This is a genomic window from Euryhalocaulis sp., from assembly GCF_013911995.1.
Taxonomy (GTDB): domain Bacteria; phylum Pseudomonadota; class Alphaproteobacteria; order Caulobacterales; family Maricaulaceae; genus Euryhalocaulis; species Euryhalocaulis caribicus.
In genome coordinates, this window is record NZ_JACESD010000018.1 from 1 (window position 1) to 26728 (window position 26728).

The 26728-nt window shown below is 64.3% G+C and carries 29 protein-coding genes; 12 read left to right on the forward strand and 17 right to left on the reverse strand.

From position 1 onward, the window contains the following. Positions 1–275 (reverse strand): hypothetical protein (locus H2040_RS06505; protein WP_287156118.1); only part of this gene is annotated, 275 nt, incomplete at its 3' end. An 11-nt stretch (positions 276–286) separates the two neighbouring features. After that, positions 287–1855 (reverse strand): MBOAT family O-acyltransferase, encoded by a 1569-nt coding sequence (locus H2040_RS06510; protein ID WP_287156120.1) that lies wholly within the window; start codon positions 1853–1855, stop codon positions 287–289. A 328-nt stretch (positions 1856–2183) separates the two neighbouring features. On the opposite strand from H2040_RS06510, the gene dnaK reads away from it, so the two are divergent. The 6 genes from dnaK (at position 2184) to H2040_RS06540 (ending at position 10525) form a co-directional block, all read left to right on the forward strand. Next, the gene (gene dnaK / locus H2040_RS06515) at positions 2184–4109 is read left to right on the forward strand and encodes a molecular chaperone DnaK (protein ID WP_287156122.1); all 1926 of its coding nucleotides are present in this window, start codon (positions 2184–2186) and stop codon (positions 4107–4109) included. A gap of 86 nt (positions 4110–4195) precedes the next feature. Continuing rightward, positions 4196–5371 carry a molecular chaperone DnaJ gene (gene dnaJ / locus H2040_RS06520; protein ID WP_287156125.1) on the forward strand — a complete coding sequence of 392 codons (1176 nt, stop codon included), beginning with the start codon at positions 4196–4198 and terminating at the stop codon, positions 5369–5371. 108 nt (positions 5372–5479) lie between these two features. Then, complete coding sequence (locus tag H2040_RS06525; RefSeq protein ID WP_287156126.1) at positions 5480–8239, forward strand: DUF2339 domain-containing protein; 2760 nt, start codon at positions 5480–5482, stop codon at positions 8237–8239. A gap of 4 nt (positions 8240–8243) precedes the next feature. Further along, entirely contained in the window at positions 8244–9281 is a 1038-nt protein-coding gene (locus H2040_RS06530; protein ID WP_287156127.1) for a hypothetical protein, read from the forward strand. A gap of 33 nt (positions 9282–9314) precedes the next feature. Further along, positions 9315–10118: a 4-hydroxy-tetrahydrodipicolinate reductase gene (gene dapB / locus H2040_RS06535; RefSeq protein ID WP_022696828.1), complete on the forward strand. Its 804-nt coding sequence runs from the start codon at positions 9315–9317 to the stop codon at positions 10116–10118. Continuing rightward, the gene (locus tag H2040_RS06540) at positions 10115–10525 is read left to right on the forward strand and encodes a GFA family protein (RefSeq protein WP_287156133.1); all 411 of its coding nucleotides are present in this window, start codon (positions 10115–10117) and stop codon (positions 10523–10525) included. The genes dapB and H2040_RS06540 overlap by 4 nt, the downstream gene beginning before the upstream one ends. 11 nt (positions 10526–10536) lie before the next feature. On the opposite strand, the gene H2040_RS06545 is transcribed toward H2040_RS06540, so the two are convergent. The 4 genes from H2040_RS06545 to H2040_RS06560 all read right to left on the reverse strand — a co-directional run bounded on the left by H2040_RS06545 (position 10537) and on the right by H2040_RS06560 (position 12999). Continuing rightward, entirely contained in the window at positions 10537–11001 is a 465-nt protein-coding gene (locus tag H2040_RS06545; protein WP_287156134.1) for a VOC family protein, read from the reverse strand. 2 nt (positions 11002–11003) lie between these two features. Beyond that, on the reverse strand, positions 11004–11495 hold the full coding sequence (locus H2040_RS06550; RefSeq protein WP_022696831.1) for a hypothetical protein: 492 nt from the start codon (positions 11493–11495) through the stop codon (positions 11004–11006). Next, complete coding sequence (locus H2040_RS06555; RefSeq protein ID WP_287156135.1) at positions 11492–12367, reverse strand: methylated-DNA--[protein]-cysteine S-methyltransferase; 876 nt, start codon at positions 12365–12367, stop codon at positions 11492–11494. Before H2040_RS06555 ends, H2040_RS06550 begins: the two co-directional genes overlap by 4 nt. Before the next feature lie 107 nt (positions 12368–12474). Further along, complete coding sequence (locus H2040_RS06560; RefSeq protein ID WP_287156137.1) at positions 12475–12999, reverse strand: DUF2244 domain-containing protein; 525 nt, start codon at positions 12997–12999, stop codon at positions 12475–12477. 37 nt (positions 13000–13036) lie between these two features. On the opposite strand from H2040_RS06560, the gene nth reads away from it, so the two are divergent. Further along, a complete protein-coding gene (nth, locus tag H2040_RS06565) occupies positions 13037–13699 on the forward strand; it encodes an endonuclease III (protein ID WP_287156140.1) in 663 nt (220 codons plus the stop codon). 4 nt (positions 13700–13703) lie between these two features. Here nth and H2040_RS06570 read toward each other — a convergent pair whose 3' ends face one another. Both H2040_RS06570 and H2040_RS06575 read right to left on the reverse strand, forming a co-directional pair. Continuing rightward, entirely contained in the window at positions 13704–14177 is a 474-nt protein-coding gene (locus H2040_RS06570) for a DUF6438 domain-containing protein (RefSeq protein ID WP_287156142.1), read from the reverse strand. Positions 14178–14236: 59 nt separating this feature from the next. Then, positions 14237–15130 (reverse strand): ATP-grasp domain-containing protein, encoded by an 894-nt coding sequence (locus H2040_RS06575; RefSeq protein ID WP_287156143.1) that lies wholly within the window; start codon positions 15128–15130, stop codon positions 14237–14239. 126 nt (positions 15131–15256) lie between these two features. Here H2040_RS06575 and H2040_RS06580 point away from each other — a divergent pair, with 126 nt between their 5' ends. Next, positions 15257–16252, forward strand: a complete 996-nt coding sequence (locus H2040_RS06580; RefSeq protein ID WP_022696837.1) for an adenosine kinase — start codon at positions 15257–15259, stop codon at positions 16250–16252. 52 nt (positions 16253–16304) lie between these two features. On the opposite strand, the gene H2040_RS06585 is transcribed toward H2040_RS06580, so the two are convergent. From H2040_RS06585 to H2040_RS06600, 4 genes are all read right to left on the reverse strand, one after another. Beyond that, the gene (locus H2040_RS06585; RefSeq protein WP_287156145.1) at positions 16305–16556 is read right to left on the reverse strand and encodes a hypothetical protein; all 252 of its coding nucleotides are present in this window, start codon (positions 16554–16556) and stop codon (positions 16305–16307) included. Between the two features lie 241 nt (positions 16557–16797). Next, positions 16798–17316, reverse strand: a complete 519-nt coding sequence (locus H2040_RS06590; RefSeq protein ID WP_287156148.1) for a Smr/MutS family protein — start codon at positions 17314–17316, stop codon at positions 16798–16800. Next, positions 17313–18551 carry a murein transglycosylase A gene (gene mltA, locus H2040_RS06595; protein WP_287156150.1) on the reverse strand — a complete coding sequence of 413 codons (1239 nt, stop codon included), beginning with the start codon at positions 18549–18551 and terminating at the stop codon, positions 17313–17315. Before mltA ends, H2040_RS06590 begins: the two co-directional genes overlap by 4 nt. 47 nt (positions 18552–18598) lie before the next feature. Next, the gene (locus H2040_RS06600; protein WP_022696839.1) at positions 18599–19222 is read right to left on the reverse strand and encodes a Tim44/TimA family putative adaptor protein; all 624 of its coding nucleotides are present in this window, start codon (positions 19220–19222) and stop codon (positions 18599–18601) included. A 196-nt stretch (positions 19223–19418) separates the two neighbouring features. Between H2040_RS06600 and secB the strand changes: the two genes are divergently transcribed. Continuing rightward, positions 19419–19934, forward strand: a complete 516-nt coding sequence (gene secB, locus H2040_RS06605) for a protein-export chaperone SecB (protein ID WP_022696840.1) — start codon at positions 19419–19421, stop codon at positions 19932–19934. Between the two features lie 13 nt (positions 19935–19947). Here the strand turns inward: secB and dnaQ are convergent, their stop codons facing one another. The 5 genes from dnaQ to H2040_RS06630 are packed head-to-tail and all read right to left on the reverse strand — an operon-like array spanning position 19948 to position 23495. After that, positions 19948–20634, reverse strand: coding sequence for a DNA polymerase III subunit epsilon (gene dnaQ / locus H2040_RS06610; RefSeq protein WP_287156157.1), 687 nt, complete (start codon positions 20632–20634; stop codon positions 19948–19950). A 23-nt stretch (positions 20635–20657) separates the two neighbouring features. Next, positions 20658–21251: a dephospho-CoA kinase gene (gene coaE, locus H2040_RS06615; protein ID WP_287156160.1), complete on the reverse strand. Its 594-nt coding sequence runs from the start codon at positions 21249–21251 to the stop codon at positions 20658–20660. Continuing rightward, positions 21248–22063 carry a shikimate dehydrogenase gene (gene aroE / locus H2040_RS06620; RefSeq protein WP_287156162.1) on the reverse strand — a complete coding sequence of 272 codons (816 nt, stop codon included), beginning with the start codon at positions 22061–22063 and terminating at the stop codon, positions 21248–21250. Before aroE ends, coaE begins: the two co-directional genes overlap by 4 nt. Further along, on the reverse strand, positions 22060–22653 hold the full coding sequence (locus H2040_RS06625; RefSeq protein WP_287156166.1) for a Maf family protein: 594 nt from the start codon (positions 22651–22653) through the stop codon (positions 22060–22062). The genes aroE and H2040_RS06625 overlap by 4 nt, the downstream gene beginning before the upstream one ends. Then, on the reverse strand, positions 22650–23495 hold the full coding sequence (locus tag H2040_RS06630; RefSeq protein WP_287156168.1) for a pyruvate, water dikinase regulatory protein: 846 nt from the start codon (positions 23493–23495) through the stop codon (positions 22650–22652). The genes H2040_RS06625 and H2040_RS06630 overlap by 4 nt, the downstream gene beginning before the upstream one ends. A gap of 465 nt (positions 23496–23960) precedes the next feature. On the opposite strand from H2040_RS06630, the gene hemE reads away from it, so the two are divergent. The 3 genes from hemE to H2040_RS06645 are packed head-to-tail and all read left to right on the forward strand — an operon-like array spanning position 23961 to position 26483. Beyond that, complete coding sequence (hemE, locus tag H2040_RS06635) at positions 23961–24995, forward strand: uroporphyrinogen decarboxylase (protein WP_287156172.1); 1035 nt, start codon at positions 23961–23963, stop codon at positions 24993–24995. Continuing rightward, positions 24985–26025: a ferrochelatase gene (gene hemH / locus H2040_RS06640; RefSeq protein WP_287156178.1), complete on the forward strand. Its 1041-nt coding sequence runs from the start codon at positions 24985–24987 to the stop codon at positions 26023–26025. The genes hemE and hemH overlap by 11 nt, the downstream gene beginning before the upstream one ends. Further along, on the forward strand, positions 26022–26483 hold the full coding sequence (locus H2040_RS06645; protein WP_287156179.1) for a CopD family protein: 462 nt from the start codon (positions 26022–26024) through the stop codon (positions 26481–26483). Before hemH ends, H2040_RS06645 begins: the two co-directional genes overlap by 4 nt. The last annotated feature ends 245 nt before the right edge of the window (positions 26484–26728 follow it).

Here is a 26728-nt window from a genome sequence, read left to right on the forward strand (position 1 = left end):
GTGTAGTTGAAGAAGGGGAAGCCGTAGATGTCCTCCAGCGTCTCGACGTCATAGCCGGTGGCGCGCGAGGTGCCGAGAACATAGCCCTCGCCCGCGCGGCAGGACTGCGACAGCTTGAGATGCTTGATGAAGCGCAGGTTCGGGCGGTTGCCGCTGATCACCCCTTCGGGCGGATTGAACACGCCATAAGGGTCGGCGACATAGCGCGGCGCCGCCACCGCCAGCGCCGCGGCGGGGATGATCAGGAGACAGAGAAGGAAACGCCAGAAGGTCAAGTTTTCCGTCCCTAGAACTGGAAATAGAGGAATTCGATCTTGGCCCCCGCATTGATCAGCCGGCTGGCGGCGGCGAACACGAACAGGGCGAAGGCCGAGACAAAGACCGCGCTGCGCAGGGGCGATGCGAGGCTGAGACCGTTGCGCCCCGCGCCGTCGCTGCGATAGCCGCACCAGCGGGCAAATTGCTGGGTGTTGGGCGCGAACCACGCAATGACGAGCGCCAGAAATATCCATAATACCGGCGGCACGGTCAGCAGGTTGAAATCAACCGGGGCGGCCAGCCATTCCAGCGGCTTGGGCCAGCCGCCGTCAAAAGCATAGAGCGCCTTGCCCGAGTCCTCGCCCGCAAGGCCGAACATGGCGCGCCAGGCAGCAGTGGTGAAGGCGATGCTTTCGGCCCGGAACGGCACCCAGGCGATCACCACCAGCGCGAAGGTCGCCAGCCGGCCGATCCAGTATCCGGCGGCGTTATCGGTGACCGCCTTCAGGCCCAGCCCTTTGAGGAGCGCGTTCCAGCCGTGATTGAGGGCGAGGAACACGCCGTGCAGGCCGCCCCAGAACACGAAGGTCCAGCCCGCGCCGTGCCACAAGCCGCCCAGCAGCATGGTGATGAACAGATTGATATAGCGCCGCGGCCGCCCGCGCCGGTTCCCGCCCAGCGGGATATAGAGATAGTCGCGCAGGAAGCGCGACAGGGTGATGTGCCAGCGCCGCCAGAAATCGATGATCGAGTCCGCCTTGTAGGGCGAGGCGAAATTGATCGGCAGGCGCACGCCGAACATCAGGGCCAGGCCGATGGCCATGTCCGAATAGCCCGAGAAATCGAAATAGAGCTGCAGCGAGTAGGCCAGCGCGCCCAGCCATGCGTCGGCCGTGCTGACCGCGGTTTCGCCCAGATCCAGAGTGAAGAAGCGGTTGGCGTAGATGGCGATGCCGTCCGCGATCACGACCTTCTTGAACAGGCCCGCGGCGAAGAAGAACATCCCCTCCGTCACCTTGGTCAGGTCGACGGAATAATTTTCCCGCCGGAGCTGGGGCATCATCTCCGCGTGGTGGACGATGGGGCCGGCGATCAGTTGCGGGAAGAACGAGACGAACAGGCCATAGCGGCGCAGCGGCGGCAGTTTGGTGATTCCGGCATGGACGTCCGCCAGAAAGGCGATCTGCTGGAACGTGTAGAAGGAAATGCCGATGGGCAGGATCAGTTCGGGCAAGCTGTAGGGCGGCCCGGCGGCGGCGATATTGAACGCCCCGCCCACGAAACCCATCGTCTCGCCGATCAGCGGCAGGTATTTGAAAACCCCGATCAGTCCCAGATTGAACGCAACGCCCAGTATCAGCCAGTTTCGCCGCGCCTTGCCGTCCGACTTTATGATCAGGCGCGCCGCGCCGTAATTGAGCGCGATCGAGACAATCAGCAGGATCAGATAGGGCGGCTTCCACCACGCATAGAAAAGCAGGGAAAAGGCCAGCAGCGATATGAGGGCGCCGCCGAACGTGTAGCGGCGCAATACATGAAAGACGAGCAGACAGGCGGGGAGGAAGGCCAGCAGAAACGCCGGCTCGTGAAACAGCATGGGCTCTTACGCGGCTCCCCCTCCAGCGCCGCATTGGCGGCCCTTTGGACGGGCAGTGATACCGGCGCGCGGGCGGCGCCTCAAGCCCGGCCCGCCGCGGAGTCCCGGACAGGCCCGTTTCGTTGCGGCCCGGCGCCTTGCAAGGGCAGAGACTCTCCCCATATCGCCTTTCCGAAAGGTCATGGCCTTGAAGCAAGGTCATGATTAAACGAGCTAAAGTCGACGCACGAAGAACGTGAAGGAGGTTGCTCGCTGGAACAGGGCGCCAAGTTGGGCCTGTATGTTTGTTCCGTAAGCGCGCGGCCGGCCGCGAAGAGGAAAACGACACATGAGCAAAGTGATTGGCATTGACCTTGGCACGACCAATTCCGTGGTCGCTGTCATGGAAGGCGGAAAGCCCAAGGTTCTCGAAAATTCCGAAGGCGCGCGGACGACCCCGTCCGTGGTCGCGTTCAACGAGGACGGCGAACGCCTGATCGGCCAGCCCGCCCGCCGGCAGGCCGTCACCAACCCGGACCACACCTATTACGCCATCAAGCGCCTGATCGGCCGCCGGATGAGCGACCCCACGGTGAAAAAGGACAAGGACCTTGTTCCTTACGAGATCACCGAAGGGCAGAATGGCGATGCGTGGGTGCAGGGCCGCGAGAAGAAATACTCCCCGTCCGAAATCTCCGCCTTCATCCTGCAGAAGATGAAGGAAACCGCCGAGAGCTATCTGGGCGAGACCGTCGAGAAGGCGGTGATCACCGTCCCGGCCTATTTTGACGACTCCCAGCGTCAGGCCACCAAGGACGCCGGCAAGATCGCCGGTCTGGAAGTGCTGCGCATCATCAACGAGCCGACAGCGGCCGCGCTGGCCTATGGCCTGGACAAGAACGAAGGCAAGACCATCGCGGTCTATGACCTTGGCGGCGGCACGTTCGATATTTCCGTGCTGGAAATCGGCGACGGCGTGTTCGAGGTGAAGGCCACCAACGGCGACACCTTCCTTGGCGGCGAAGATTTCGACATGCGGATTGTCGATTACCTGGCCGACGAGTTCAAAAAAGAGCAGGGCATCGACCTGCGCAAGGACAAGCTGGCCCTGCAGCGCCTGAAGGAAGAATCCGAAAAGGCGAAGAAGGAGCTCAGCTCCGCCTCCTCCTATGAGGTGAACCTGCCCTTCATCACGGCCGATTCCTCCGGCCCGAAACACCTGAACATCAAGCTGTCGCGCTCCAAGCTGGAGAGCCTGGTAGAGGACCTGATCAAGCGCACGATCGGTCCGATGGAATCGGCGCTGAAAGACGCCGGCATCAAGCAGAACGACATCGACGATGTTGTGCTGGTCGGCGGCATGACCCGCATGCCCAAAGTGCAGGAGACGGTGAAGAACTTCTTCGGCATGGATCCGCACAAGGGCGTGAACCCGGACGAGGTTGTCGCCATGGGCGCGGCCATCCAGGCCGGCGTTCTGCAGGGCGACGTGAAAGACGTGCTGCTGCTGGACGTGACGCCGCTGTCGCTCGGCATCGAGACGCTGGGCGGGGTGTTCACGCGCCTGATCGACCGCAACACCACGATCCCGACCAAGAAGTCGCAGACCTTCTCCACCGCCGAGGACAACCAGACCGCGGTAACGATCCGCGTCTTCCAGGGTGAGCGCGAGATGGCGGCCGACAACAAGGTTCTGGGCCAGTTCGATCTGGTCGGCATTCCGGGCGCCCCGCGCGGGGTTCCGCAGATCGAGGTCACGTTCGACATCGACGCCAACGGCATCGTCAACGTCTCCGCGAAAGACAAGGCCACCGGCAAGGAGCAGCAGATCCGCATCCAGGCCTCTGGCGGTCTTTCCGACGACGAGATCGAGAACATGGTGAGCGATGCGGAATCGCACGCCGAGGAAGACAAGAAGCGCCGCGAGCTGGTGGAAGCCAAGAACCAGTCCGAGTCGCTGATCCATCAGAGCGAGAAACAGCTGGAAGAGCACGGCGACAAAGTGCCGGCCGAGACGAAATCGGCCGTCGAATCCGCCGTGGGCGAGCTGAAGACCGCCGCCGAGGGCGACGATCTGGAGGCCATTCAGGCCAAGATGCAGACCTTGGCGCAGGCTTCCATGAAGATCGGCGAGGCCGTGTATGGCGACGGCGCGCAAGGCGCTGACGCCGAAGGCGGGGGCGAACAGGCTTCCAGCGAGGCCGGCGGCGACGAGGATGTCGTGGACGCCGAGTTCGAGGAAGTCGACGAGAACGACGACAAGAAAAGCGCGTAAAACGCGCTGAGCATGGACCTGACCGCCCGCCCCGGATCGACCCCGGGGCGGGCGTTTCACCGGGGGAAAAAGGAAGGGCGCGGGCTATGAGCGCACGCCGCGACTATTACGAAATTCTGGGCTGTGACCGGGGCGCCGATGCGGCGGTCCTGAAATCATCCTACCGCAAGCTGGCGATGAAATTTCATCCCGACCAGAATGGCGGTTGTCCGGACGCCGAGACCAAGTTCAAGGAAGTGAACGAGGCTTATGCGGTCCTGTCAGATCCGCAGAAGCGCGCCGCCTATGACCGGTTCGGCCATGACGGCGTGAACGGAAATGGCGGGTTTGGCGGCGGCGGACAGGCCGGGGCGGCCGATTTCGCCGATATTTTCGAACAGGTTTTCGGAGCAGACATTTTCGGCCGCGGCGGACGCCGGAGCGGACATGCCGGGCGCAACGGCCCGGCCCGGGGCGCGGACATTCGCGCCGATGTGGAAATTACGCTGGAAGACGCCTTCAAGGGCAAGGAAGCGCAAGTCGCTGTCGCCTCCGCCGTGCAATGCGGCGGCTGTAACGGCAGCGGCGCGGAAGCGGGCACCGAGCCCGAGACCTGCCCGACCTGCGCCGGCGCGGGACGCGTGCGCGCCACGCAAGGCTTCTTCACGATGGAGCGCGCCTGCCCCACCTGCGGCGGGCAGGGCCGCTATGTGAAAAACCCGTGCGTCGATTGCGACGGCATCGGGCTGGTCCGCGAGAAACGCCATCTGATGGTGAATATTCCGGCCGGGGTTGAAGACGGCACGCGCATCCGCCTTTCCGGCGAAGGCGACGCCGGGGCGCGCGGCGGGCCGCAAGGCGATCTCTATCTGTTCGTGTCCGTGCGCCCGCATGATCTGTTCGAACGCGACGGGCCGAATCTCTATTGCCGCGCCTGCGTGCCCATGGCGACCGCGGCGCTGGGCGGGGAGATCGAGGCCCCGACCATTGATGGCGGCCGCAAGCGGGTGAAAATCCCCGAAGGATCCCAGACCGGCAAGCAGATGCGTCTTCGCGGCGAGGGCATGAGCCAGCTGCGCAGCGCCCAGCGCGGCGACATGATGGTGGAGCTGTTCGTGGAAACGCCGCGCCGCCTGAACCCGGAGCAGCGCGCCCTGCTGGAGGAATTCCGCGAGGTGAGCTGCAATGACGGCGACTGCCACCCGGAAAGCCACGGCTTCATGGGCAAGGTGAAACGCTTCTTCGAGGACGTGACCTCCCCCGACGGCCGCCCGGACGCGTAAACCCTTCCGGCCTTTATAAAAATTTCCGGAGCGGGGTCGCGCCCGCGCCCCGTCCGTATATGCTCTGCCCTCAAGACAGGCGTTACGCTTTGAGGGGAGACAGGGCGGTTGGTCGGATTTCTTGTTTTGCTGTTTGTGGCGACCTGCGCGATCGCGTGGGCGGGCTTCGTGATGCTGCTATCGGCCATGAGGCGGATTGCCCTCATCGAAAAGGAGCTGGGCCTTTCTTCCGACCGGAAAACGCCGGCCAGCCCGCCCGGATTCCAGCCGGCGCGGCAGCCTTTCCCGCCGGCCGGACAACCCAAGGGAGAGGCCGCCGGAGCCGGGGACGAAGCCCCTGCGCCACAGGAAGATAAAGCTCCCGAGCCCACCGATGCCAAAGCCGGAGCAGGAGCACAGTGGGCCGCAGAAACCGGGCGCGCCGCGAAGCGCGATGACGCGCAACCCGGCAAAGAACCGTCATTCTTTGCGAAAATTGAATCCAGCCTGGCGGGAAACTGGCTGGTCTGGCTGGCCGGGGCGGCGCTGGCGCTGGGCGGGCTGTTCATTGCCAAATACGCCTTTGATCAGGGGCTTCTGGGGCCGTGGGCGCGCGTTGCGCTGGCCGCGGCGGCCGGCGCGGCGATGCTGGCGGGCAGCGAATATCTGCGCCGCAAGCCCGATATTGCGGGCGCGGCGCGCAGCCTCGCCCCGCCGGTGCTGGCGGGCGCGGGCCTGATCACGCTTTACGGCGATGTCTATGCCGCCCATGCGGCGTTTGCGCTGATCCCCGGGCCAGTGGCGTTCGGCCTGCTGGCGGTCATCGCGGCGCTGGCGCTGTTCCTGGCGTGGCTGCACGGGCCGGTCATCGCCGGGTTCGGCATTGCGGGCGGGTTAGCCGCGCCGCTGCTGATCGGCGCGGAGTCCCCCAACGCGGCGGGTCTGTTCCTCTATGTCTTCGTGGTGACCGCGGGAAGCCTGGCGGTGGCGCGTTATGCGCGATGGCGCTGGACAGTCTGGCTGTCCCTGGCCGGCGGCGCGGGATGGCCGCTTCTGTGGCTGGCGGGCGCGTTCGACCCTTCTCAGGCGCTGGCGCTGGCGATTTACCTGCCGGCTTTGGTCCTGACGGCGATCGCCTTTGCGTGGCGGGAGGGCGATGGAGGCGAGGCTGTCGAAGATCCGGACCTGACGGGGGTGTGGGTGGACATATCCCCGGTTTCGGTGCTGGCGGCCCATGCCTGTCTGATCGCGGCCTGTCTGTTGAGCCTGATGCTGATCCTTTCATGGGATTTCGCCGCCCCGGCGATTGCCGCGCTTGGCGTCATCTGTACGGCGGGAATGGGCGCGGCCTGGCGGCGGGAGGGATTTGCCCTGTTCCCCCTGATCACGGTCCTGACCGCGGGAACCGCGCTTTACATGTGGCCGGACTGGATGGCGGCGGCGAGCATTGCCGAGGGCGAGGCCCTGAGCGAGTCAACCGATGGCGGGCAACGAAGCTTCACCCCGTTCCTGACCGCGGCAATTTTCTTCATGGCGCTGTTCGGCGCGGGCGGGTACCTGGCGCTTTCGCGGCTGCGCCGCGCGGGGCCAATGGCGATTGCCGCCGCCGCGGCGCCGGTGGGCGTCCTGATCCTGATGGCGGTGAAGCTGGACGGGCTGGCGCCCGTCTGGATGTGGAGCGTGCTGCTGTTCGCCGTAGCGGCGGTGGAGTGCGCCATAACGGAAATCTTTGTCAGACGGGACGAGGCGGAAGAGCGGCCCGCCGCGCCGGCGGCCTATGCCCTTGGCGCATCGGCGGCGGCGCTGGCCGGGCTGGCGCTGGTTCTCAGCGATGCGTGGCTGGCGGCCGCCATTGCGGCGGAAGCGGCGGCGGCGGCGTGGCTGTGGCGGCGCTGGGCCATGCCGGCCCTGATCTGGACGATCATTGTCATGACCCTGCTGACGGTGCTGCAGCTGACTGTCGGGGGAGACTATCTGGTCAATTGGGGCGGCGGGTGGATCGCCGCGGGCGGGCTGGTTCTGTCCTATGTGGCGGCGCTGGGGGCGCTGGAGGGCGCGGCGCGGCTTCTGCGAGGCGGCGGCATGGCGCGCGAGAGCGCGGTCGTGCGGACGCTGGAAGGCGCGGTGATGACGCTGGCCGTGGTGACCGGGGCGATTGTCATCAGGCTTGTGCTGAACGGCGGATCCATGACCGCCGGTTATTCGCTGGTTGAAGCCGGGATACAGTCCGGTTTGTGGCTGGCTGTTCCGCTGGCGCTGCGGCTGCGGATCAAGGGCGATCTGACGCTGGTGCAACGCGCGGCGGAAGGGGGGCTGGTCAGCCTGGCGGTGATCCATGTGCTTCTGGTGCGGCTTCTCCTGCTCAATCCGTGGATGGGCGGCAACGGGACGGAGATTTTCGGTCCGCCTGTCTTCAACGCGCTGGCGATCGGTTATGGCCTTCCGGCCGTTCTTGCGGCGGCCCTGACCGTGGTCTGGCGGCGGCGGGGATTTGCGGCGGGCAATCCGGCCGCCTTCCTGACGACGGTATTATTCTTTGCCTGGATAACCCTTGAGACCCGGCGCGCCTTCCATGCGCCCGACCTTTCCTCCGGCGCCGTCAGCGATGCGGAAGGGTGGGCCTATTCCGCCGTGTGGCTGGCCGGCGCGGCGCTGGCCATGGCGGCGGGCGTGATCCGCCGGACGCCGGTCTTGCGCTATGCGGCGCTGGGCGTGTTCACGCTGGTAACGTTCAAGGTGTTCCTGCTGGACATGGCCGGGCTGCAAGGCATGTGGCGGGGCCTGTCCTTCCTTGGTCTGGGGGCGGTTCTGATGGCGATTGCGGTAACCTATCAACGCGTGATCCTGCCCGCCGAACGGGCAATGGCCGGGCGCGGCGACGAGGCGTGAAACGATGAGCAAAGACAAGGCGAAGCGGGTGCGGCGGCCCGCCGAGACATGGCTGTTCGAGACGATGCGGATGGGCCCGGCGCGGGGTTTCGCCGTGATGGTGGCGGTGATCTATGGCCTGTTTATCACCGCAACGCTGGTGGCGGACGGGCTTTCCATTCTGGACGCGGGCTCTCCCTATCTGTTGAGCGTTCCGGCGTGGTCGGGCCTTGTGCTTTCGCTGGTGATTTCGGCGGGGACGGCGCTTCTCTATTACGGCCGGCTGGCCCCGCACGAGGAGCACGCCGCCCTGATCGAGGCGCTGGGCGAAGGCGAGGCGCTGGACCGGGTCATGGAGGACGCCGATACGGCGCACTGGAGCGAGACGGCGGCGTTCTGGGCCGGCGTTGTGGCCGGATTGGGCCTGGCCTGGGTGATGCTGGAGGCGGACGGCGAGGATCTGGCCGCGCTGCTGACCGCGTCCCGGATATGGTTCACGATCTTTATTCCGCTTTCCATTGGCCTGCTGTTCCGCGCCTTTGTCAGTTCACAACTGTCCGACGGGGTGATGCGCCGCGCCGCGCGGGAGGGCTATCGCCACGATACGCTGCGCCCCGAGCGGAGTTTCGTGTTCGGGCGGCTGGCGCTGCGCGGGGCGCTGACCTGGTTTCTGATGGCGGCGATTATCATGCTGTTCTTCGTACACGGCGTGGGCAGCATCGGGGCCGTACTGACTGCGGTCGTCGCAATTGGCGGTGCGCTGTCCTCTCTGATCGGGCCGCTGACAGCGGTGCGAGGGGAAATCCGCAAGGCCAAGGAGACCGAGCTGGACCGGCTGCACGCGGCAATGCGGGAGGCGCGAAGCGGGGCGCTGGACGGCGATGCGGGCGCGGCGCAGCGCCTGGGCGGGCTCGCGGCCTATGAACAGGCCGTCCGGGCATCGCCGGACTGGCCGGTTTCCGCGCCGGTCACCACGCGCTTTTTCCTCTATATCCTGATCCCGATTGTCCCGTGGTTCGGGTCTGCGATGGCCGAACGCATCGTGATGGAGATGGCCCGCTAGGCAGCGGCGGGTCAGACGATTACAGTCCGCGCCATGAGCTTGAAGATCGCAATCAATGGCGCAGGCGGGCGCATGGGCCGGGAAGTCATCCGCGCCGCCCATGCCATGAAGAATATAACGCTGATCGGCGGGTCCGTGCGCCCGGGATCGGAAAGCGAAGGCGAGGATCTGGGCCGGATCGGCGGGCTGGACCGGCTGGGCATCGCCACGGTCAGCGATGAATCGGCGTTCACAGACGCGCAGGCGGTAATCGATTTCTCCGCGCCGGACGCGGCGATCAAGATGCTGGGCGTCCTGCCGGAAGGTTGCGCCTTCATCACCGGTACGACCGGGTATGACCGCGAGCAGAGCAAGACGATGGAAGCCGCCGCGCAGGACCGGGCCATCGTGGCGGCCGGGAATTTTTCTCTGGGCGTGAACCTGCTGACGGCGCTGGCGGAGACTGCGGCGAAGGCGCTGGGCGAGGACTGGGACATCGAGATTTCGGAGACCCATCATCGCCGCAAGGCCGATGCGCCCTCCGGCACCGCGCTGATGCTGGGCCGGGCGGCGGCCCGCGGCCGGAACGCCAGCCTGGACGCGCTGGCTGAATATGCGCGCTATGGTCAGACAGGCCCGCGCAAGGAAGGCAAGATCGGCTTCCAGGTCAGCCGCGCGGGTGGCATAGTTGGTGAACATGAAATCACATTCACGTCTGAGACCGAGCGGGTATTACTGGGTCATACCGCCCTGGACCGGTCCATTTTCGCCGAAGGCGCGCTGAAAGCGGCGCTTTGGGCGGCCGGACAGAAACCCGGGCTTTACGATATGCAGGATGTGTTGGGATTGAAACAATGAGCGAGATGCACCGGGGTCAGTGCCTGTGCGGCGCGGTGAAGTTCGACGTCGCGGGGCCGCTGAAGGATGTCAGCGCCTGCCATTGCGGCCAGTGCCGACAATGGTCCGGACACTATTGGGCAAGCGTGAATTCCGCGCTGGATGATCTCGAGATACTGGACGCCGAGGATTCGCTTCGATGGTACCGGGCGTCCGACTTCGCACGGCGCGGCTTCTGCGGGGTCTGCGGGTCGTCACTGTTCTGGCATGCGGATGGGCTGGATGAACACAAGGATCGCATCGCCATCGCGGCCGGCGCGCTGGAACGGCCCACGGGGTTAAAAACCGGCGAGCACATCTTCCTGGAGTCACAGGGCGATTATTACGAATTGCCCGAGGACGGCGCGACTCGGTTCGATACCGATTAGGGCTCGCCGCGTTACCAGCTTCCGGTATTTTCCATCGAGGACCAGGGCTCTTTCGGCGGCAGTTTTTCGCCGCGCTGGAGCAGTTCGACCGATATGCCGTCCGGCGAGCGGACAAAGGCCATATAGCCGTCGCGCGGCGGCCGGTTGATCGCGTAGCCCATGGACTGAAGATGGTCGCAGAGGGCGTAGACATCCGCCACGCGATAGGCGACGTGGCCGAAATTGCGTCCGCCCTCATAGTCTTCCGGATCCCAGTTATGGGTCATCTCGATCATCGGCAGACCTTCGGGCAGCGGATATTCGTCGCCCTTCAGGCCCGAGGCCGCGATATCGTCCGGATGGGCAAGGAAGATCAGGGTGAAGCGCCCGGCCTCGCTGTCCGAGCGCCGCACCTCTTTCAGGCCGAGGCCCTCGCAATAGAAGCGCAGCGACTCGTCCACGTCGCGGATACGGACCATGGTGTGCAGAAAGCCCATCCTCAAGCGTCCCGGGTCTTGCGGTCAGCGGCCTCGCGGATGATTTCCTCGTCAATCGAGCCGCGGGGCTTGCGGTGGTAGAAGCGCGCGGCGAGCGCGACGATGACCGCCCACAGGCCGATCATCCCGAAGAACATGTAGAACTGCCACATCAGAACCCCCGGCGCGTAGAAAGCCGGGGTTTCCGCGCGCAGCCAGAAAAAGCGCCAGATCGCGTCCAGAAGCGCCATGACGGCGGGGGTTAGCACCAGAACCCCGGCAAGGCCCGCCGCCATGAAGATCTGCCCGCGCGGGCCGTGCGCGCGCATGAAGGCGGCGCGGAATCCGTCCCGGTCCAGCCCGCGCAGTGAGGCGGGGGAATCCTCGCATCTTTTGTCATAGACCTCGTCCGCGTCGCGCAGGGCGCCGCGCCGCATGAACCAGGTCACGACAGTCAGGCCCAGCACGAAAATCGCGAAAAGAACGAAAAAGGCCGGAAGGAAATAGGATATCACGCGGCGTGAAGCTCCCTGAAGCTTTCGAAGGCCAGCATGGCCCGCTTGCGGTCGACGCCCCAGTGATAGCCGGTCAGGCGGGCGTCTGACGAGAGGGCGCGGTGACACGGAATCAGCCAGGAGACCGGGTTGCGCCCCACCGCCGCGCCGACCGCCCGCGCCGCCGAGGGCTTGCCGATGGCCGCGGCGATGTCGCCATAGGCCACCGCCTTGCCCGGCGGGATAGCCAGAAGCGCGCGCCAGACCTGACGCTGGAAATCCGAGCCATAGAGGGCGAGCGGGGTGCGCTCGCCGGCAAAAATGCGTGCGGCGTATTCTGCGGCGGCGGCGTCATCGCGTACAAATTCGGCGGCGGGGTAACGGAATGTCAGGTCCGTTTCCGCCGCTTCCTCCGCGCCCTTATCGGCAAAGGCCAGCGCGGAAAGTCCGCGCGGCGCGATCAGGAAAACGCCGATCCCGAACGGAGTGTCGGCGCGGCCGAGACGGAATGTCAGGCCCTGACCCCGGCGCTTCGCGTCGCCCGGCGTCACGGCCTCCTGCGCGATATAGAGATCATGCAGCCGCGAGGGGCCGGAGAGCCCCGACTCCAGAGCCGCCTCCAGAATGGAGGCGCCGTCCGCGAGCAGGGAGCGGGAGAAGGCGTGGGTCAGCGCGTCTGAAAACCGCTTGGGACTGGTGCCGGTCCAGCGGGCGAAGGTGCGGTGGAAATGATGCGGGCTGACCCCGGCCTGACGCGCCGCGTCCTCGAAAGAGGGCCGGTCGCGCCAGTTTTCCTCAAGATATTTCAGCGCCGTGGTCACGCGCTCATAGTCGCGGCGGGCCTGATCCAGATCGTTGGCGGCGGAGGGTTGCGTCATGGTGGTCGTGGTCATGGCTTTATCATCTTGCTTGTAGCGCCCGTCCCGGTAGGGCGGGAAGGGCCGTCGCGGATGAAGTTACGGGCGCCAATGATGCGCGGCGACCCGAACCTTGCGCCGTTTCAGGCGCGTTCCGCCCGGGCGTCCGCAAAGGCGCGGCCCAGCGCGTCGCCAAAGGCCTCGCGTTCCTCGGGGGAAAGAAAGGCGCCAAGGACCAGCGTCTTGCCCGAGATCGTGACGCAGACCTGACCTTCATGCTTCATCGGCCTGTCCACCTGCACCCGGGCGAGCTGGGGCGCCACGCGCCAGTGGCGGGCATATCCGTTGGGCGCAATGCGGGCGAATTGCGCGCCCTCCGCGGTGACCTGCACCAGTTCCCGCAATCTTCCCTGCCGGTAGGAGAGACGAAACGCGCCCCAGACCAGCAGCACGTCCAGCCCGAAAAACCCGATGACCGGCCAGGCGCCCATGGACACGAAAGCGATCCCGGCGAAAAAACTGGCCGCGACCAGCGTGCCCATCAGCGCCACGAAACCGATATTGGGCAGGGAGCGGTTGGGCGCGAGGGTGGCGTCCATATAGGTCCGCCCCGTGAGGCGGGAGGGCAGGCCCGGCGCCGCGGGCAGGGTTTCCATCCGTGCAGCCATTGCAGAGAGGCATATAGGCGGGCTATCGGCTTTCGTCATGGGACAAAGACGCAGATTGACGCAGGACGAGGCGGCCGAGCTTTACGAGAAGCTGGGCGAGGCCCTGCCCGAGCCGAAGACGGAGCTGGTCTATAGCGATCCGTTCACCCTTCTGGTGGCGGTGGTGCTGTCCGCGCAGGCCACCGATGTGGGCGTGAACAAGGCCACGCCCGGCCTGTTCGCGCTGGCCGGCACGCCGGAAGAGATGGCGAAGCTGACGCCGGAACAGGTTGAGGAGAAGATCAAGACGATCGGCCTCTACCGGAACAAGGCGAAGAACGTGGTCGCCCTGTCGAAACTGCTGGTCGAGGAACATGACGGGGCGGTGCCGCAGACGCGCGCGGCGCTGGAAGCCCTGCCGGGCGTGGGGCGGAAAACCGCCAATGTAGTGCTGGCCGAGGCGTTCGGCGAAGGCACGATCGCGGTGGACACCCATGTCTTCCGCGTCTCCAACCGCACCGGGCTGGCCCCGGGAAAGACCGTCGACAAGGTCGAGGAAAAGCTGATGAAGATCACGCCGGAGAAGTATCTCCACGGCGCGCATCACTGGCTGATCCTGCATGGCCGTTATGTCTGCAAGGCGCGCAAGCCCGAATGCTGGCGCTGCCATGTGGCCGATATCTGTCTTTACAGAGACAAGACGCCGAAGCCGGAGAAATAGACCCCTATTCGCGCGGCTTGGCGATCAGAGTGTCGTAATCGAAAGCCGCGCGCAGTTCCTCCAGCGCCTTGCGCATCTTCGGGGCGTTGCAGCCCTGATAATAGGTGACGCGCTTTTTCCCGGCCCGTTTAGACCAGGTGATGTTGGCCGTCTGCGCGTCCGTATGGGGATTCCGGCAGGCGGCGGGATTGCCCATGGTGATGTCCGGGTCGCGGGCGTCGAATCCGGCTTCTTCCAGCGCCGCGGCCGCGCGGGCATAGGCCTCCGGCGAAAGCTGGCCGCGATGCAGGCCGGTCTGGCGGGTGTTGCGCCCGCCTTCAAGCACATAGGCGCCGTCGCTGTGCAGGGTCATCGTGTAGACCGGGCAGAAGCCGAAACACGGGGTTTCTTCGAGCGTGATCGCGGCGTCCGCGCCGGTTTCCGGCGCGGTAGCGCAAGCGGCGAGACCGAGGAACAGGCAGACAATCAGGCGCTTCATGGCGTTTCCCTGCAGCCGGAAATGGGACGGAGAATTCTACGCCCGGCGCGCCGTGCGATCTAGAGCAGCCGCGCTTCCAGCGCTTTGGTGAAGCGGTCCGCAGCGGCGTCCGCGCCGTCTTCGGCGAAGGGCAGATAGAGATAGGGCTCGATCAGCTCCAGCTCCATCACCAACCACTGACCGCCCGGACCGCGCACCAGGTCAACGCGCGCATAGAGGAGTTCCTCGCCCCATGCCTCCAGCGCGTTCTGCGCGGCCTCGATCTGCGAGAAATTGGGACGCAGCGAGACTTCGGTGGCGCCGAACAGGCTCTGGGTGCGGTAATCGCCGTCTTTGGGGCGCTTCAGCAGGCCGTGGCTGAGCTGGCCATTATAGAAAATCAGCGTGACTTCGCCCTCTTCGGCGACCGCGCTCATATAGGGCTGGATCAGGCATTGATCCGGCGGCAGGTCATCGGCGCCGGGCAGGCTTTCGCCCTGTTTGATGCGCGCCTGACGCCATGAACAGGCGCCGACCACCGGTTTGACGACCACTTCGTCTGTATCCAGATCCTCGAAAGCGGCGTTTATGCTGGCGGCGTCCGCGCTGTCCGCGCGCACGGTCGGCAGGCAGGGAACGCCCTTGTTCGCCAGATCCATCAGATAGGTTTTCTGCATGTTCCGGCGCAGCGTATCGACCGGGTTGAGAAGCCGGGTTTCTTTCGCGATACCTTCCATTTTAGGCAGGAAGGTTTCGGGTTTTTTCGTGTAATCCCAGACGGCGCGCACCACGGCGGCGTCATAGGACGCCCAGTCCGTCGGCTCGTCCCAGACTTCGGGGAACAGGGTCAGGCCCGCGCGGCGGGCGGACTGGCTGAGGGCCGAAAGTTCGGATTCGACTTCCCAGGCGTCCTCGCGGCGGTTCTCACGGCCCGGGGCGACGTCGGCGGAGAGCAGGTAGGCGATGCGTTTCATGGGTCCGGTCGCTACCGGAATATGCAAGCCGCGCCAAGCCCGCCTTGCAATTGGCCGCGCAGGATGGCTTGTTCGGCGCGATTATTCGCACTTTCTGAATTCGCAATCTTTCTGGAGTTTGCTCCCATGAGCACCCCCCGTTTCGACGTGATTGGCGTCGGCAACGCTATTGTCGACGTCCTGTCCCCGGTCGAGGACGCCTTTCTGGCCAAGCACGATATCGCCAAGGCCGGCATGACCCTGATCGAACAGGACCGCGCCGAAGAGCTGTATGACGCGTTCGGCGAAAAGACCGAACAATCCGGCGGCTCCGCCGCCAACACCATCGCCGGGATCGCCTCCCTCGGGCTGGACGCGGCCTATATCGGCAAGACGGCCGATGACGGTCTGGGCGAGTCCTTCGGCGACGGCCTGCGCAAGCTGGGCGTGCATTACGAGACGCGGCCGCTCTCGGGCGGGCCGTCCACGGCGCGCTGCCTGATCGCGGTGACGCCGGACGGCGAGCGTTCGATGAGCACGTTCCTGGGCGCGTCCGTCGAGTTTTCAGAGGTCGACGTGGATTCCGCGCTGATCAAGGATTCCAAGATCGTCTTCATGGAAGGCTATCTGTTCGACAAGGACGCCGCCAAGCACGCCTTCGTGCGCGCCGCCGAAGCCGCGGAAGCGGCCAACCGCAATGTTGCGCTGACGCTGTCCGACACGTTCTGCGTGGAGCGCCACCGGGCCTCCTTCCTTCACCTGGTGAAGAACCATGTCGATATCCTGTTCGCGAACGAGGCGGAGATCGCCGCGCTCTACGAGACCGATTTCGACAGCGCCGCGGAAATGGCGCGGAAGGACTGCAAGCTTGTTGCGCTGACGCGGTCGGAGAAGGGCTCGATGATCGTCTCCGGCGAGGAGACCCATCACGTGAAGGCCCGGCCCATCGAGAAGCTGGTGGACGCGACCGGCGCGGGCGACCTTTACGCCGCCGGATTCCTGGCCGGCTATGCGCGCGGGCTGGATCTGGCCGATTGCGGAACGCTCGGCTCCATCGCCGCGGCTGAAGTGATCAGCCATTACGGCGCCCGGCCGGAAGTTCCGCTGGACCGTCTGGCGGCTGAAGCCGGAATCCGGCTGTAGAGATAGTAGCGTGGCCGACATGCTGATGTCGGCCACGCTATCCTTTTTGCACTTACCGATTCAGCCAATTCGCGCACTTCATTTTCCAGCTGGCCCAAGAGCCAACCTTGCCAACAAACAGCGAGTCATTATTGTCTAGGCAATCTTTCAGATCATCCCGCAAATCCGCTGCCGACCCTGAGTAGTTAACAAACCACACAGAGCCTTGCGCGTGGCAGTGAGGCAAGTTTTCAAGCTTCCCGGTGATGCACTTGTAATTCTGACCGACCTTATTGAGGTCGTACGCTACGATGTAGTCAGCCATGTCAGGCTCCTTTCCAGTTAGTTGGTGGGGAGCCTTGACTTCCTGATTCGCCTGACTCACTGTCAGAATGCTTAGAGGAGCTCCGTTGCTCACCCACTGAGTGCACGGAGACGCTTATCGGGCCGTCAGAACTGACCTTCTGACGGCCCTTTGCGTTCAGGACAACGATTCCGCGAGTCCAGCCAAGAGTCAACGCCCTATACACCATATATATGGGGCGTTCTCTCTATATGTGGTGAGTTTACTTTAGTCGTCGCAACCTTAAGTAGAACGCGCCGCCGCCGCCGTGACGGACATGGGCGGGGGCGTATCCGGAGACGTGGGCGGAGAAATCCGGGCTGGCCAGCCAGTCCGGGAAGCGGCGGCGTATGACGCCCTCGCCGCTCTTGCCTTTGCCCGTGATAATCAGAAGCGTGCGCTTTTCCTGCGCCCTTGCGCGGACGATGAAGTCCAGAAGGTCTGCACGGGCCTGATCCTGATTGAGGCCGTGAAGGTCGATCCGTCCCTCCACCTCTATTCGTCCGCGGCGCACGCGTTTTTCACCCGAAACGTCCGCCGGCCCGGGGGCGCGCGGCGGCGCAGCCTTGGGCGCCGGCGCGGCGGCGGGCCTTTGCGGCTTCGGCTTTGAGGCTGGCGCGCCTGCAGACTTTGAAACAGGTTCGGGATCGGGAAGTTTGCGGCCCTCGCGCGGGCTGACGGTCCTCGCCACGCGGCGCCAGACGGCGCGGTCTTCCGGGGTCAGATCCCGGCGGCGGGTCATGTCGCCGGTTCGGCCAGCTTCAGGGCCAGGGGCGAGGGCAGAAGCACGGTCCATCGGGCCGGGTGCTTCATCACGCCCGCCAGATCGCCGGCCTGATCGCCGGTTCCGAAGAAGAGGTCGCCCCGCATCGGACCTTCGATGGCCCCGCCCGTATCCTGGGCGATAACCAGAAGGCTGCGGGCCTCGGCTTCCGCATCGCCCGCTTGGCGCGGGATGCGGGTATTTATGAGAACGGGGGCGCCATAGGCGTGGAAATCGGGGTCCACGGCCATGCTAGCCATCGGGGTGAGCGGCGCGCCCTGCGCCCCGCGCGGGCCGCGGGCGGGATCATCCACCGGCTCCGCGCCGAAAAAGACATAGCGGGGATTTTCGTTCATCAGGGCTTTGGCGGCGTCATAGCCTGCCTCGTCCATCCAGCGTTCGATCCCGGCCTTCGAGGCCTGTGACAGCGTCAGCTCGCCCCGGTCGATCAGAACACGGCCGATGGACCGGTAGGGCAGGCCGTTATGGGCGGCAAACACCGCGCGCTGACGGCCGCCGCCGTCAAACCGGATACGGCCCGAACCCTGCACCTGCAGGAAAAACACGTCCGCCGGACGGCCCCAGGCCAGCACCGGCGCGCGATCTGTGGAGATTTCCGCGCGCGGGTCATAGGGAATGAGCTTGCCGGTCTCGACCTGACCAACAACGCGATGACCGACCAGTTCCGGGTCGAACAGGCCAAGATCGGCGGTGACAAGGTCTTCCGGGCGGCCAAGAATGGGTTCGGAAAACTCAGAGGTGCGCGCGCGGCTGACCACCAGTTCGGGTTCGTAATAGCCGGTGAGAAGGCCGGTATCACTCTCCGGCCCGGTCACGCTCACCGGCAGGAAATGAGTTTGGAAAAATGCGCGGGCGGCGGCGGCCTCCACCGGCGTGGCGGCGGCCGCCTCGCAGGCGGCGCGCCAGTCGGCCGCGATCCCGGCCCAGTCGCGCTTCGGGTTCATCGGCGCTTCATCCGGACGCGCGGCGATCTGGGTGCAGGAACGCTGGAATGCGGTCAGCGCGGCGGCGGCGTCCGCCTCCGCCCAGCCGTCCAGCGCCTCGAAATCGGTGAGGCGCAGCGAGATGTCGGGAATTTCCTGCTCGACCGCGAGGGGTTCGGGTTCGGCCGGTTGCTCTGGTTCGGGCGCGTCGTCGCGGCCGCAGGCGGCCATCAGGAAACATAGCGAGGCGAGAAGGCTGCGGCGGATCATGCGGTCTTTCGCTCCTTCAGCGCCCGCGGGTCGAGATATCGTTTGCGTCAGGCGCGGCGGACCCGGCCCAGGACCCAGTTTGGATCGCGGGCGCCGGTATTGCGCTCAAACGTCCAGATTTCCTGCGCGGTGCGGATGCGGGAGGGGTCGCCCTCGATAATTTCGCCATCCGCATCGCGGATGATGGTGGTGAGGTCGGCCTCGAACCGCACGGAAACGCGGGCCGTCTTGCCGTCCAGCTCCGCATCCTCGATTTCCGCCTTGGCGAGGCGGACAATGTCGGTGGTCTGGCTTTGATTGTTTTCTTCGCGTTCAGCGATGGCCGCGTCATACCGGTCATAGACCGGGCCGGCGGTGAAGCGTTTCAGCGTGCCGCGGTCGCCTTCGGCAAAGGCCTGCACGATCATCTCGTAAGCGCCCCGCGCGCCTTCAACGAACTCGTCCGGATCGAAGCCGGAATCGGCCCGGCGGATCGCCTCCATCCCGGCGGCGCCCGGGCCGGTGAAGGCCGGACGCGGCCCCTCGCTGCGGACATTCGCGTCGCGCAGCGTGGGTTCTTTCGCTTCCTTGCCCGGAACGGGTTCATGCCCGGTGCGGCGGCCCAGAACGGAGTATAGCCGGTAGATGAAGAAACCGGCGATGGCGGCGAATATGATGATCTGAAACAGCATCAAGAGCCTTCGATTCAAACGCGTTGCGAACAGCTGGACACTATATAAGGGCTATGGCGGCAACGTCAGCCCGTCTGTTGCTGGAAACGCAGAGCCATGCTACCCGGCGCGCTTTCGCGAAATCATCCGCGCCACCCGGAAATTGACGCCCTTTTCGCGTCAGCCGGACGCGCGACAAGACGTGGTGAAACCAGACATGTCCCAGACCGACCAGCAGCCGGAAGCGGCGCAAGACGAGCCCCAGGTCCAGATCCTGGCGCAATATATCAAGGATGCCTCCTTCGAAAATCCGCTGGCCCCGCGCTCTCTGCGCTCCGGCCAGAACCAGCCGCAGATCAGCCTGAACGTCGATGTCGGCGTGCGCAATATCGAGGAAGACCTGAACGAGGTCGCCCTGCGCATCGAGGGTAAGGCCGAGCGCGAAGGCGAAGTCGCCTTTATCTGCGAGCTTGTCTATGCGGGTCTGTTCCGTTTCGTCGGCGTGCCGCAAGACCAGCTTCAGCCCTTCCTGCTGATCGAAGCGCCGCGCATGCTGTTCCCGTTCGCGCGCAATATCGTGGCGCAGCTGGTGCGTGATGGCGGCTTCCCGCCGCTGATGCTGGAGCCGATCGATTTTGCCGCGCTGTACCGTCAGCGGCTGGCGCAACAGGGCGCCGCGGAAAATGGCGATGGAACCGGCGGCGCCGAACAGGCCAATGGCGAAGAGAGCTAGAGACTTCTAGCTTTCAGACATTATAGAGCGACCAGAGCGCGTTTTCGCCCATTTCCTCGATAAAGGCGGAATGGGCGGCGCGCTCGCGCTCGGTAACAAGGCTCGGAAGAGCCTCGGGCCGCGGCGGGGCCTTGGCGACCAGTCCGGAATCGCCGCCGCCGGTCTTCTCGAAAATATCCAGCCGGCGCTCGCGCCCGCCATTCAGCTCCAGATAGACCTTCGCGAGCAGGCGGGCGTCGACCAGCGCGCCATGAACGTCGCGCGTTTCCAGCGAGATGCGGAACCGGTCGCAGAGCGAATCCAGCGAATTGCGGACACCCGGGAATTTCTTCCGCGCCATGACCAGCGTGCAGTGGAACCGCTCATGCGGCAGGACGGAGCGGCCGTGCCGGTTCAGCTCCGCATTCACGAAACCCTTATCGAACTCCGCATTGTGCGCGACCATGCGGGCGTCGCCCACGAATTCCATGAAATCCTCGACCACGTCCGCGAAGAGCGGCTTGTCGGCCAGAAATTCATCGGTCAGCCCGGTAATCTCTGTGACCTTGGGCGGCAGGGAGCGCTGCGGATTGACGTAGCAGTGATATTCGCGGCCCGTGGGAACGAAATCGATCACCTCGACACAGCCGATCTCGGTAATCCGGTCGCCGTCCGCCGGGCTGAGCCCGGTTGTTTCGGTATCGAAAACGATTTCCCGCATGGTGCTCGCGCGCCCCTTCCCCGCTAGTGTCCGCCTCTCAGCGCAGCCAGAACCTCGTGAACCTGACGCCGCGCCGCTTCGAGACCCGCCCCGGTCTCTATGACGAAATCCGCCCGTTTCCGCTTTTCCGAATCAGGCGTCTGACGCGACAGTATGGCGGTGAATTTTTCTTCGGTCATGCCGGGCCGCTGCAAGACACGCTCTCTTTGCACCGCCGCCGGCGCGCTGACCACGATCACCGCGTCCAGCTGTTCCTCGCCGCCTGTCTCGTAAAGAAGCGGGATGTCGAGGATGACGATATCAGCGCCGGATTCTTTTGAATTTTCCAGAAATTGCGCACGCGCGGCCTGTACCAGCGGATGCACGATCTCTTCGAGCCGCTCGAAATCTTGCGGGTTTTCATGGAGGTGCGCCGCCAGGGCGCTGCGGTCTACCGCGCCGTCCCGGACCGCGTCAGGGAATATTCCCCGGATCGGTTCGACGGCGTCCCCGCCCCGTGCATAGAGCGCATGGACGGCGGCATCGGCCCCGAAAACAGGCACGCCCTCATCGGCGAACATGTTCGCGGTGGTGGTCTTGCCCATGCCGATCGACCCGGTCAGGCCGACGATCTTCATGTCCGCTCCATCGCCTCCAGCAAAATTTGCCGTGCGTCCAAGTCTGGCGGCGTTACCCCGAAGAAAGCCTTAAAGGAGGGCCGCGCCTGCCCGATCAACATGTCGAGGCCGTCCACGCTCCGGCGGCCGGAGGATTTTGCGGTCTTCAGAAGCGGCGTCTCGAGCGGGCGATAGACAAGATCATAGACAATCAGCGCATTGCGGCTGGCGGAAAAATCCACAGGCGGGGCCGAGGCGCCGTCGAGACCAATGGAAGTGGCGTTGACCAGAAGGTCGGCCTCGCGAACATCCGGCGGCCAGGCCGCAACGCCGGCCTTGAAATCCTTTGCAAGGCGCTTGGCCTTTTTTTCCGTCCGGTTGGCGATGGTGACCCGGGCGCCCGCCTGAGTCAGCGCATAAACCGCCGCCCGGGCCGCGCCCCCCGCCCCCAGAACCAGCGCGGCGGCGCGTTCCGGCTGGAATTCGGGCGCCTGGCGGCGGAGACCATAGAGAAATCCCTCCGCGTCCGTATTGTCCGCCACCCATTTCCCGTCATCGCGATAGAGAAGATTGGCCGCGCCGATGGATTTCGCCGCATCCGTCTTCCGGTCGGCAAGGCGCAGGGCGAGGCCCTTGTGCGGCAGGGTCACATTCAGGCCGGCGCAATCGGGGTCTGCCAGCGCGGTCTTCAGAATCTTTTTCGCCCCGTCCTCCGGCGCGGGAAGCCGATCATAGCGGCCCTTTACGCCAGCGGTTTCAAGCCAGGCGCCATGAAGACAAGGAGAAAGGGAATGATCGACCGGCCAGCCGGCGACCGCGGCCCAGCGCGTCATGTTTTCAGCGCGCCCTGGCCGCGCAGCCCGTCAAGAACAGGCAATAGCGGCAGGCCGAGAACGGAATAATAGTCCGCATCGGCGCTTTCAAAAAGTTGCGCGCCAAGCCCCTCAAACTGGTAACAGGCGACGCTTTTCAGAATACCCTCCCCGGCTTCCGCCAGATAGGCGTCCAGAAATTCCTCCGAATAATCCCGCATTTGAATGTGAGACCGGGCGAGGTGCGTCCAGACAATGTCGCCGTCCTTTGCCAGCGCCGCGCCGCAAATCAGCTCGTGCGGCTTTCCGCGCATGGCCCGCAACCTGCCGCGCGCCTCGGCCATGGTCCCGGCCTTGTCATAGCGCCGCCCTTCAAATGTCAGGATCTGATCGGCCCCCAGACAAAGCTCGGCGTGGCGGCGTGAGACCTCGGCGGCTTTCTCCTCCGCCAACTTGAGAGCGAGCGCGCCATCGGCCAGCGCGTCATGCCGGCGTTTAAGCACGTCTTCATCGACCTGCGGGCGTTCGATCCGGAACTCGACACCGGCGGCGGTGAGTATCTGCGCCCGGATTGCACTGCCCGAGGCCAGGATGACAGAGGTGTTATTCACAATGTGTGCTCGCCGCGCTTGTCGGCCAGAAGATTGAGAATCTTGGCGGCGCTTTCCTCGATCGAGCGGCGGGTCACGTCGATCATCGACCATCCCTTGCGGGCGAACAGGCGCTTGGCCTGGATCGTTTCGTCCTTCACCAGATGCTCGTCGACATAATCGGTGGACCGGTCCTCATGCAGGCTGAGCAGGCGGTTGCGGCGAATCTGGACCAGCCGTTCGGGCGCCGCGGTAAGCCCCACGACCAGCGGTTTCTTGAGATTCAGGACATCGTCCGGCAGGGCAGCGCCGGGAACGATTGGAATGTTTGCGGCCTTGATGCCCCGCTGCGCCAGATAGATGCAGGTCGGCGTCTTGGAGGTCCGGCTGACGCCGACCAGCACGACATCCGCATCCTCGAACTCATGGGTGTTGGCGCCGTCATCATGCGCCATGGCGTAATTCAGCGCCTCGATCCGGCTGTAATATTCCGCGTCCAGCGTGCGCTGGGCGCCGACGCGGGACGACATCTCTATGCCGAGATAGCGGCCCATGGAGGTCAGGGCCGGGTCGAGAATGGGAATCGCCGGCAGGCCAAGCTGGGCGCAGCGCGCCTCCAGCTGCGCCCGCAGCTCATTATTCACAAGCGTGTACATGACGATGCCGGGCGCATCCTCGATCTCCTGCATCACGCGGTCCAGCTGGCGGGGCGAACGGACCAGCGCATAGAGATGTTCTATCGGGGAAACCCCGCGAAACTGGGCGACACTGGCGCGCATGACGGCCATCAGCGTCTCGCCGGTCGAGTCCGAAACCAGGTGGACATGGAAATAGATCGAAAACTGGTTCTTTGGATCGGTCATGGACGCCTTGGGGATGGAGACTGTTAATAAAACGTTAAAGCCAGGTCTGCCCGGGGCCGGCGGCGCGATCCGCAGCTCGTTTACGAACATACTCAAGAACGCTGCGCCCCAAGATTCAAGGAGTCGCACACAGGGATAAGGCGCGGCGGAGAGAATCGTGAAGTCCGGGCGCCGGTAAAACTGTCCCCGACCGTATTCACAGCCCGGGATGGAAGTTTGCTCTTTCAATGGAAAGGCGATTTCCGGTTTTGCCTGTGATTCACACGCTGTGAATTTTCTGACTCTGTCAGTTCTGCGACGTTTGATGGATCTGTGAGAATCCTCTGGGCGCCGGATTCGGCGCCGGACTCGCACCGGACCTCTTCCACCAATTCCATTCTTTTAAATTCTTTAAGGAGGAAAGGAGAGGTGGATTTCAGTCTGTGAGAATTGCCGAGAAGGGATGCGCCCTCTATGTCGGCATTCATGAGCGAAACTTTGATGATCCGGGCCGCAAAGGGCCAGACGACCGAACGCCCTCCGATCTGGGTAATGCGCCAGGCGGGACGCTATCTTCCCGAGTATCGGGAGCTGAGAGCGAAATCGAAAAGCTTTGTCGATTTCTGCCTGAACCCGGAAATGGCGGCGGAGGCGACCCTGCAGCCGATGCGGCGCTTCGATCTGGATGCGGCGATCATATTCGCGGATATCCTGCTGATCCCCTACGCGATGGATTGCGGCGTGCATTTCGTGAAGGGCGAAGGCCCGAAAATGACGCCCCTGACGGGCGCGGACGATGTGGCGAAGCTGGATCCGGCCGATATGGGCAAGCGATTGTCCGCGGTGGGCGAGTCCTTGGCGCGCGTGCGCGAGGCGTTGGCGGCCGACAAGGCGCTGATCGGTTTTGCCGGAGCGCCCTGGACCGTGGCGACCTATATGGCGGAAGGGGCCGGGTCCAAGGACCAGTGGACGGCGCGGGTCTGGGCGTGGCGGGATCCGGAAAGTTTCGACGCGCTGATCGACAAGCTGGCCGAGGCGAGCATTGATTATCTGGCCATGCAGGCGGAGTCCGGGGCCGACATCCTGAAAATTTTCGATTCCTGGGCCTCGGGACTGCCCGAGGCATTGTTTGATCGCGTGGTGATCCGGCCGGCGAAAACTATTGTGGATGGCCTGCGGGCGCGAGGGATAACGCAGCCGATCATCGGATTCCCCCGCGGCGCAGGTCCGCTGGCCGAGAAATATGCGCGCGAAACCGGGGTTGATGTTGTGGCGATAGACCAGGGCATGGCTCTGGGATGGGCGCGCGATCATCTTCAGAACATCAAACCGGTACAGGGAAATCTGGATTCTGCGCTGCTTCTGGCCGGGGGCGCGGACATGGATCGTAGCATTGACGAGATCATCGAAACATTTTCCGGCGGACCGCATATTTTCAATCTGGGCCACGGCATAACGCCGCAAACCCCGATTGAGCACATGGCGCGGCTGGTGGATCGGGTGACCGGGCATGGCCGGTAAAAAGAAGGTCGCGATTGTCCTGTTCAATCTGGGCGGGCCGGATAATCCGGAGACCGTGCGGCCCTTCCTGTTCAATCTGTTTCGGGACAGAGCGATCACCGATCTGCCCTGGATCGCGCGCACGGCGCTGGCGGGGCTGATCTCCACGCTTCGCGCGCCGTCTGCAAAAAAGAATTACGCCATGATGGGCGGTGGATCGCCGCTGCGCCCCGAAACCGAAAAACAGGCCGCGGCGCTGGAAGCGCGTCTGGCGGCGGAGGATCCCGGCGCCACGTACAAATGCTTCATAGGGATGCGTTACTGGAAGCCGTTTGTGGCGGAGGCGGCCAGGGCGGTCAGGGAGTGGGAGGCGGACGAGGTGGTGTTGCTGCCGCTGTATCCGCATTTTTCAATCACCACGACCGAAACCGCGTTTGGCGAATGGGACCGCGTTTATAAAGGGCCGGCGGACCGCCGCGTTTGTTGTTATCCCGCGGAAGACGCCTTTATCGACGCGCATGTGAGACTGATCCGGGAGACCTTCGAGAAGGCGAGACAACCGGAAAATGCCCGGCTTCTGTTTTCCGCGCACGGCCTGCCCAGGAAGACGGTCGACAAGGGCGATCCCTATCCCTGGCAGGTTGAACAGACGGTTCACGCGATTGCCGGAAAACTGCCGGAAATACGGGACTGGGCGATCTGCTACCAAAGCCGTGTCGGGCCGCTGGAATGGATTGGCCCGTCAACCGATGATGAAGTTGCGCGCGCTGCGGCGGATGGCAAGGCGATCATCCTTACGCCGATTGCATTTGTGTCCGAACATATCGAGACGCTGGTGGAGCTGGACGTGGAATATCGCGAACTGGCCGAAGAGCACGGCGCCAAGGCCTATCATCGCGTGCCGGCGCTGGGCGACGACGCAGAATTTATAGAGGCGCTATCTGCCCTGACGCTTCGCGCACTGGAAGGCGAAGCCGGCCTTAAACCGCCGGGCGGCGCGCGCATTTGCCCGGCTGACGCCGGCCATTGTCCGTGTAGGATGAGCGCATGAGTTGGACCGGCCTGTTCTACGACCCGCTTCGGGCGCTGCACATTATCAGCGTGATTTTCTGGATGGCGGGGATGCTCTATCTGCCGCGCCTTTTTGTGTATCACCATACGGCGCAAAAAGGTGGGGAGCTGGAATCCTCGCTTCTGACGCAGGAGCGAAAGCTGCTGAAAGTGATCATCAACCCGGCGATGATCGCGACCTGGACGTTCGGGATTCTGCTGATCTTCGCCAATGCGGAGCGGGCGAATGGCTGGTCCATTTTTGCCTCGCCCTGGTGGAGCGCGAAATTCCTTCTGGTTCTCGCCATGTCGGGCGTTCATGGTTTCTATGCCGGCGCGCAGAAGAAATTCGCGCGCGGCGAACGGCCGCTGAGCGAGCGGCGCTGGCGCATGCTGAACGAGATTCCGGCGCTTATGACAATTGCTATCGTGCTGGTTGCGGTGGTCTGGCTTCGCTAACGTCTTGACGCAGACGCCAAGTCGTGGTTTGAGCAAAGCCCTAGCCTTTATGATGGCGTTCCAATCGGTGCGGGGGATAATCGAATCCCTGCCCACAATCTGAAAAAAACAGACGGTCTGCGAACAATCCGGTTCGTGAAGAAGGCCGCCCTCATAATAATAATCGGCGGCCCGACGGGTCCCGATGCGCTGACTCCAAAGACAGCTAGCCTCAAGAGACAATGAGCAAAGACGATACCGACGAC

Excerpts from the sequence above, each read along its gene's own strand:
- H2040_RS06590 (WP_287156148.1), bottom strand. The coding sequence starts at position 17,316 with ATGACCCGCCGCCGGGATCTGACCCCGGAAGACCGCGCCGTCTGGCGC.
- H2040_RS06540 (WP_287156133.1), top strand. The coding sequence starts at position 10,115 with ATGAGCGAGATGCACCGGGGTCAGTGCCTGTGCGGCGCGGTGAAGTTC.
- dnaQ (WP_287156157.1), bottom strand. The coding sequence starts at position 20,634 with ATGCGGGAAATCGTTTTCGATACCGAAACAACCGGGCTCAGCCCGGCG.
- nth (WP_287156140.1), top strand. The coding sequence starts at position 13,037 with ATGGGACAAAGACGCAGATTGACGCAGGACGAGGCGGCCGAGCTTTAC.
- hemH (WP_287156178.1), top strand. The coding sequence starts at position 24,985 with ATGGCCGGTAAAAAGAAGGTCGCGATTGTCCTGTTCAATCTGGGCGGG.
- H2040_RS06585 (WP_287156145.1), bottom strand. The coding sequence starts at position 16,556 with ATGGCTGACTACATCGTAGCGTACGACCTCAATAAGGTCGGTCAGAAT.
- H2040_RS06630 (WP_287156168.1), bottom strand. The coding sequence starts at position 23,495 with ATGACCGATCCAAAGAACCAGTTTTCGATCTATTTCCATGTCCACCTG.
- H2040_RS06555 (WP_287156135.1), bottom strand. The coding sequence starts at position 12,367 with ATGACCACGACCACCATGACGCAACCCTCCGCCGCCAACGATCTGGAT.
- dapB (WP_022696828.1), top strand. The coding sequence starts at position 9,315 with ATGAGCTTGAAGATCGCAATCAATGGCGCAGGCGGGCGCATGGGCCGG.
- mltA (WP_287156150.1), bottom strand. The coding sequence starts at position 18,551 with ATGATCCGCCGCAGCCTTCTCGCCTCGCTATGTTTCCTGATGGCCGCC.
- hemE (WP_287156172.1), top strand. The coding sequence starts at position 23,961 with ATGAGCGAAACTTTGATGATCCGGGCCGCAAAGGGCCAGACGACCGAA.
- H2040_RS06580 (WP_022696837.1), top strand. The coding sequence starts at position 15,257 with ATGAGCACCCCCCGTTTCGACGTGATTGGCGTCGGCAACGCTATTGTC.
- H2040_RS06510 (WP_287156120.1), bottom strand. The coding sequence starts at position 1,855 with ATGCTGTTTCACGAGCCGGCGTTTCTGCTGGCCTTCCTCCCCGCCTGT.
- H2040_RS06530 (WP_287156127.1), top strand. The coding sequence starts at position 8,244 with ATGAGCAAAGACAAGGCGAAGCGGGTGCGGCGGCCCGCCGAGACATGG.
- H2040_RS06570 (WP_287156142.1), bottom strand. The coding sequence starts at position 14,177 with ATGAAGCGCCTGATTGTCTGCCTGTTCCTCGGTCTCGCCGCTTGCGCT.
- aroE (WP_287156162.1), bottom strand. The coding sequence starts at position 22,063 with ATGACGCGCTGGGCCGCGGTCGCCGGCTGGCCGGTCGATCATTCCCTT.
- H2040_RS06645 (WP_287156179.1), top strand. The coding sequence starts at position 26,022 with ATGAGTTGGACCGGCCTGTTCTACGACCCGCTTCGGGCGCTGCACATT.
- secB (WP_022696840.1), top strand. The coding sequence starts at position 19,419 with ATGTCCCAGACCGACCAGCAGCCGGAAGCGGCGCAAGACGAGCCCCAG.
- H2040_RS06560 (WP_287156137.1), bottom strand. The coding sequence starts at position 12,999 with ATGGCTGCACGGATGGAAACCCTGCCCGCGGCGCCGGGCCTGCCCTCC.
- H2040_RS06600 (WP_022696839.1), bottom strand. The coding sequence starts at position 19,222 with ATGCTGTTTCAGATCATCATATTCGCCGCCATCGCCGGTTTCTTCATC.
- dnaJ (WP_287156125.1), top strand. The coding sequence starts at position 4,196 with ATGAGCGCACGCCGCGACTATTACGAAATTCTGGGCTGTGACCGGGGC.
- coaE (WP_287156160.1), bottom strand. The coding sequence starts at position 21,251 with ATGAAGATCGTCGGCCTGACCGGGTCGATCGGCATGGGCAAGACCACC.
- H2040_RS06575 (WP_287156143.1), bottom strand. The coding sequence starts at position 15,130 with ATGAAACGCATCGCCTACCTGCTCTCCGCCGACGTCGCCCCGGGCCGT.
- H2040_RS06545 (WP_287156134.1), bottom strand. The coding sequence starts at position 11,001 with ATGGGCTTTCTGCACACCATGGTCCGTATCCGCGACGTGGACGAGTCG.
- dnaK (WP_287156122.1), top strand. The coding sequence starts at position 2,184 with ATGAGCAAAGTGATTGGCATTGACCTTGGCACGACCAATTCCGTGGTC.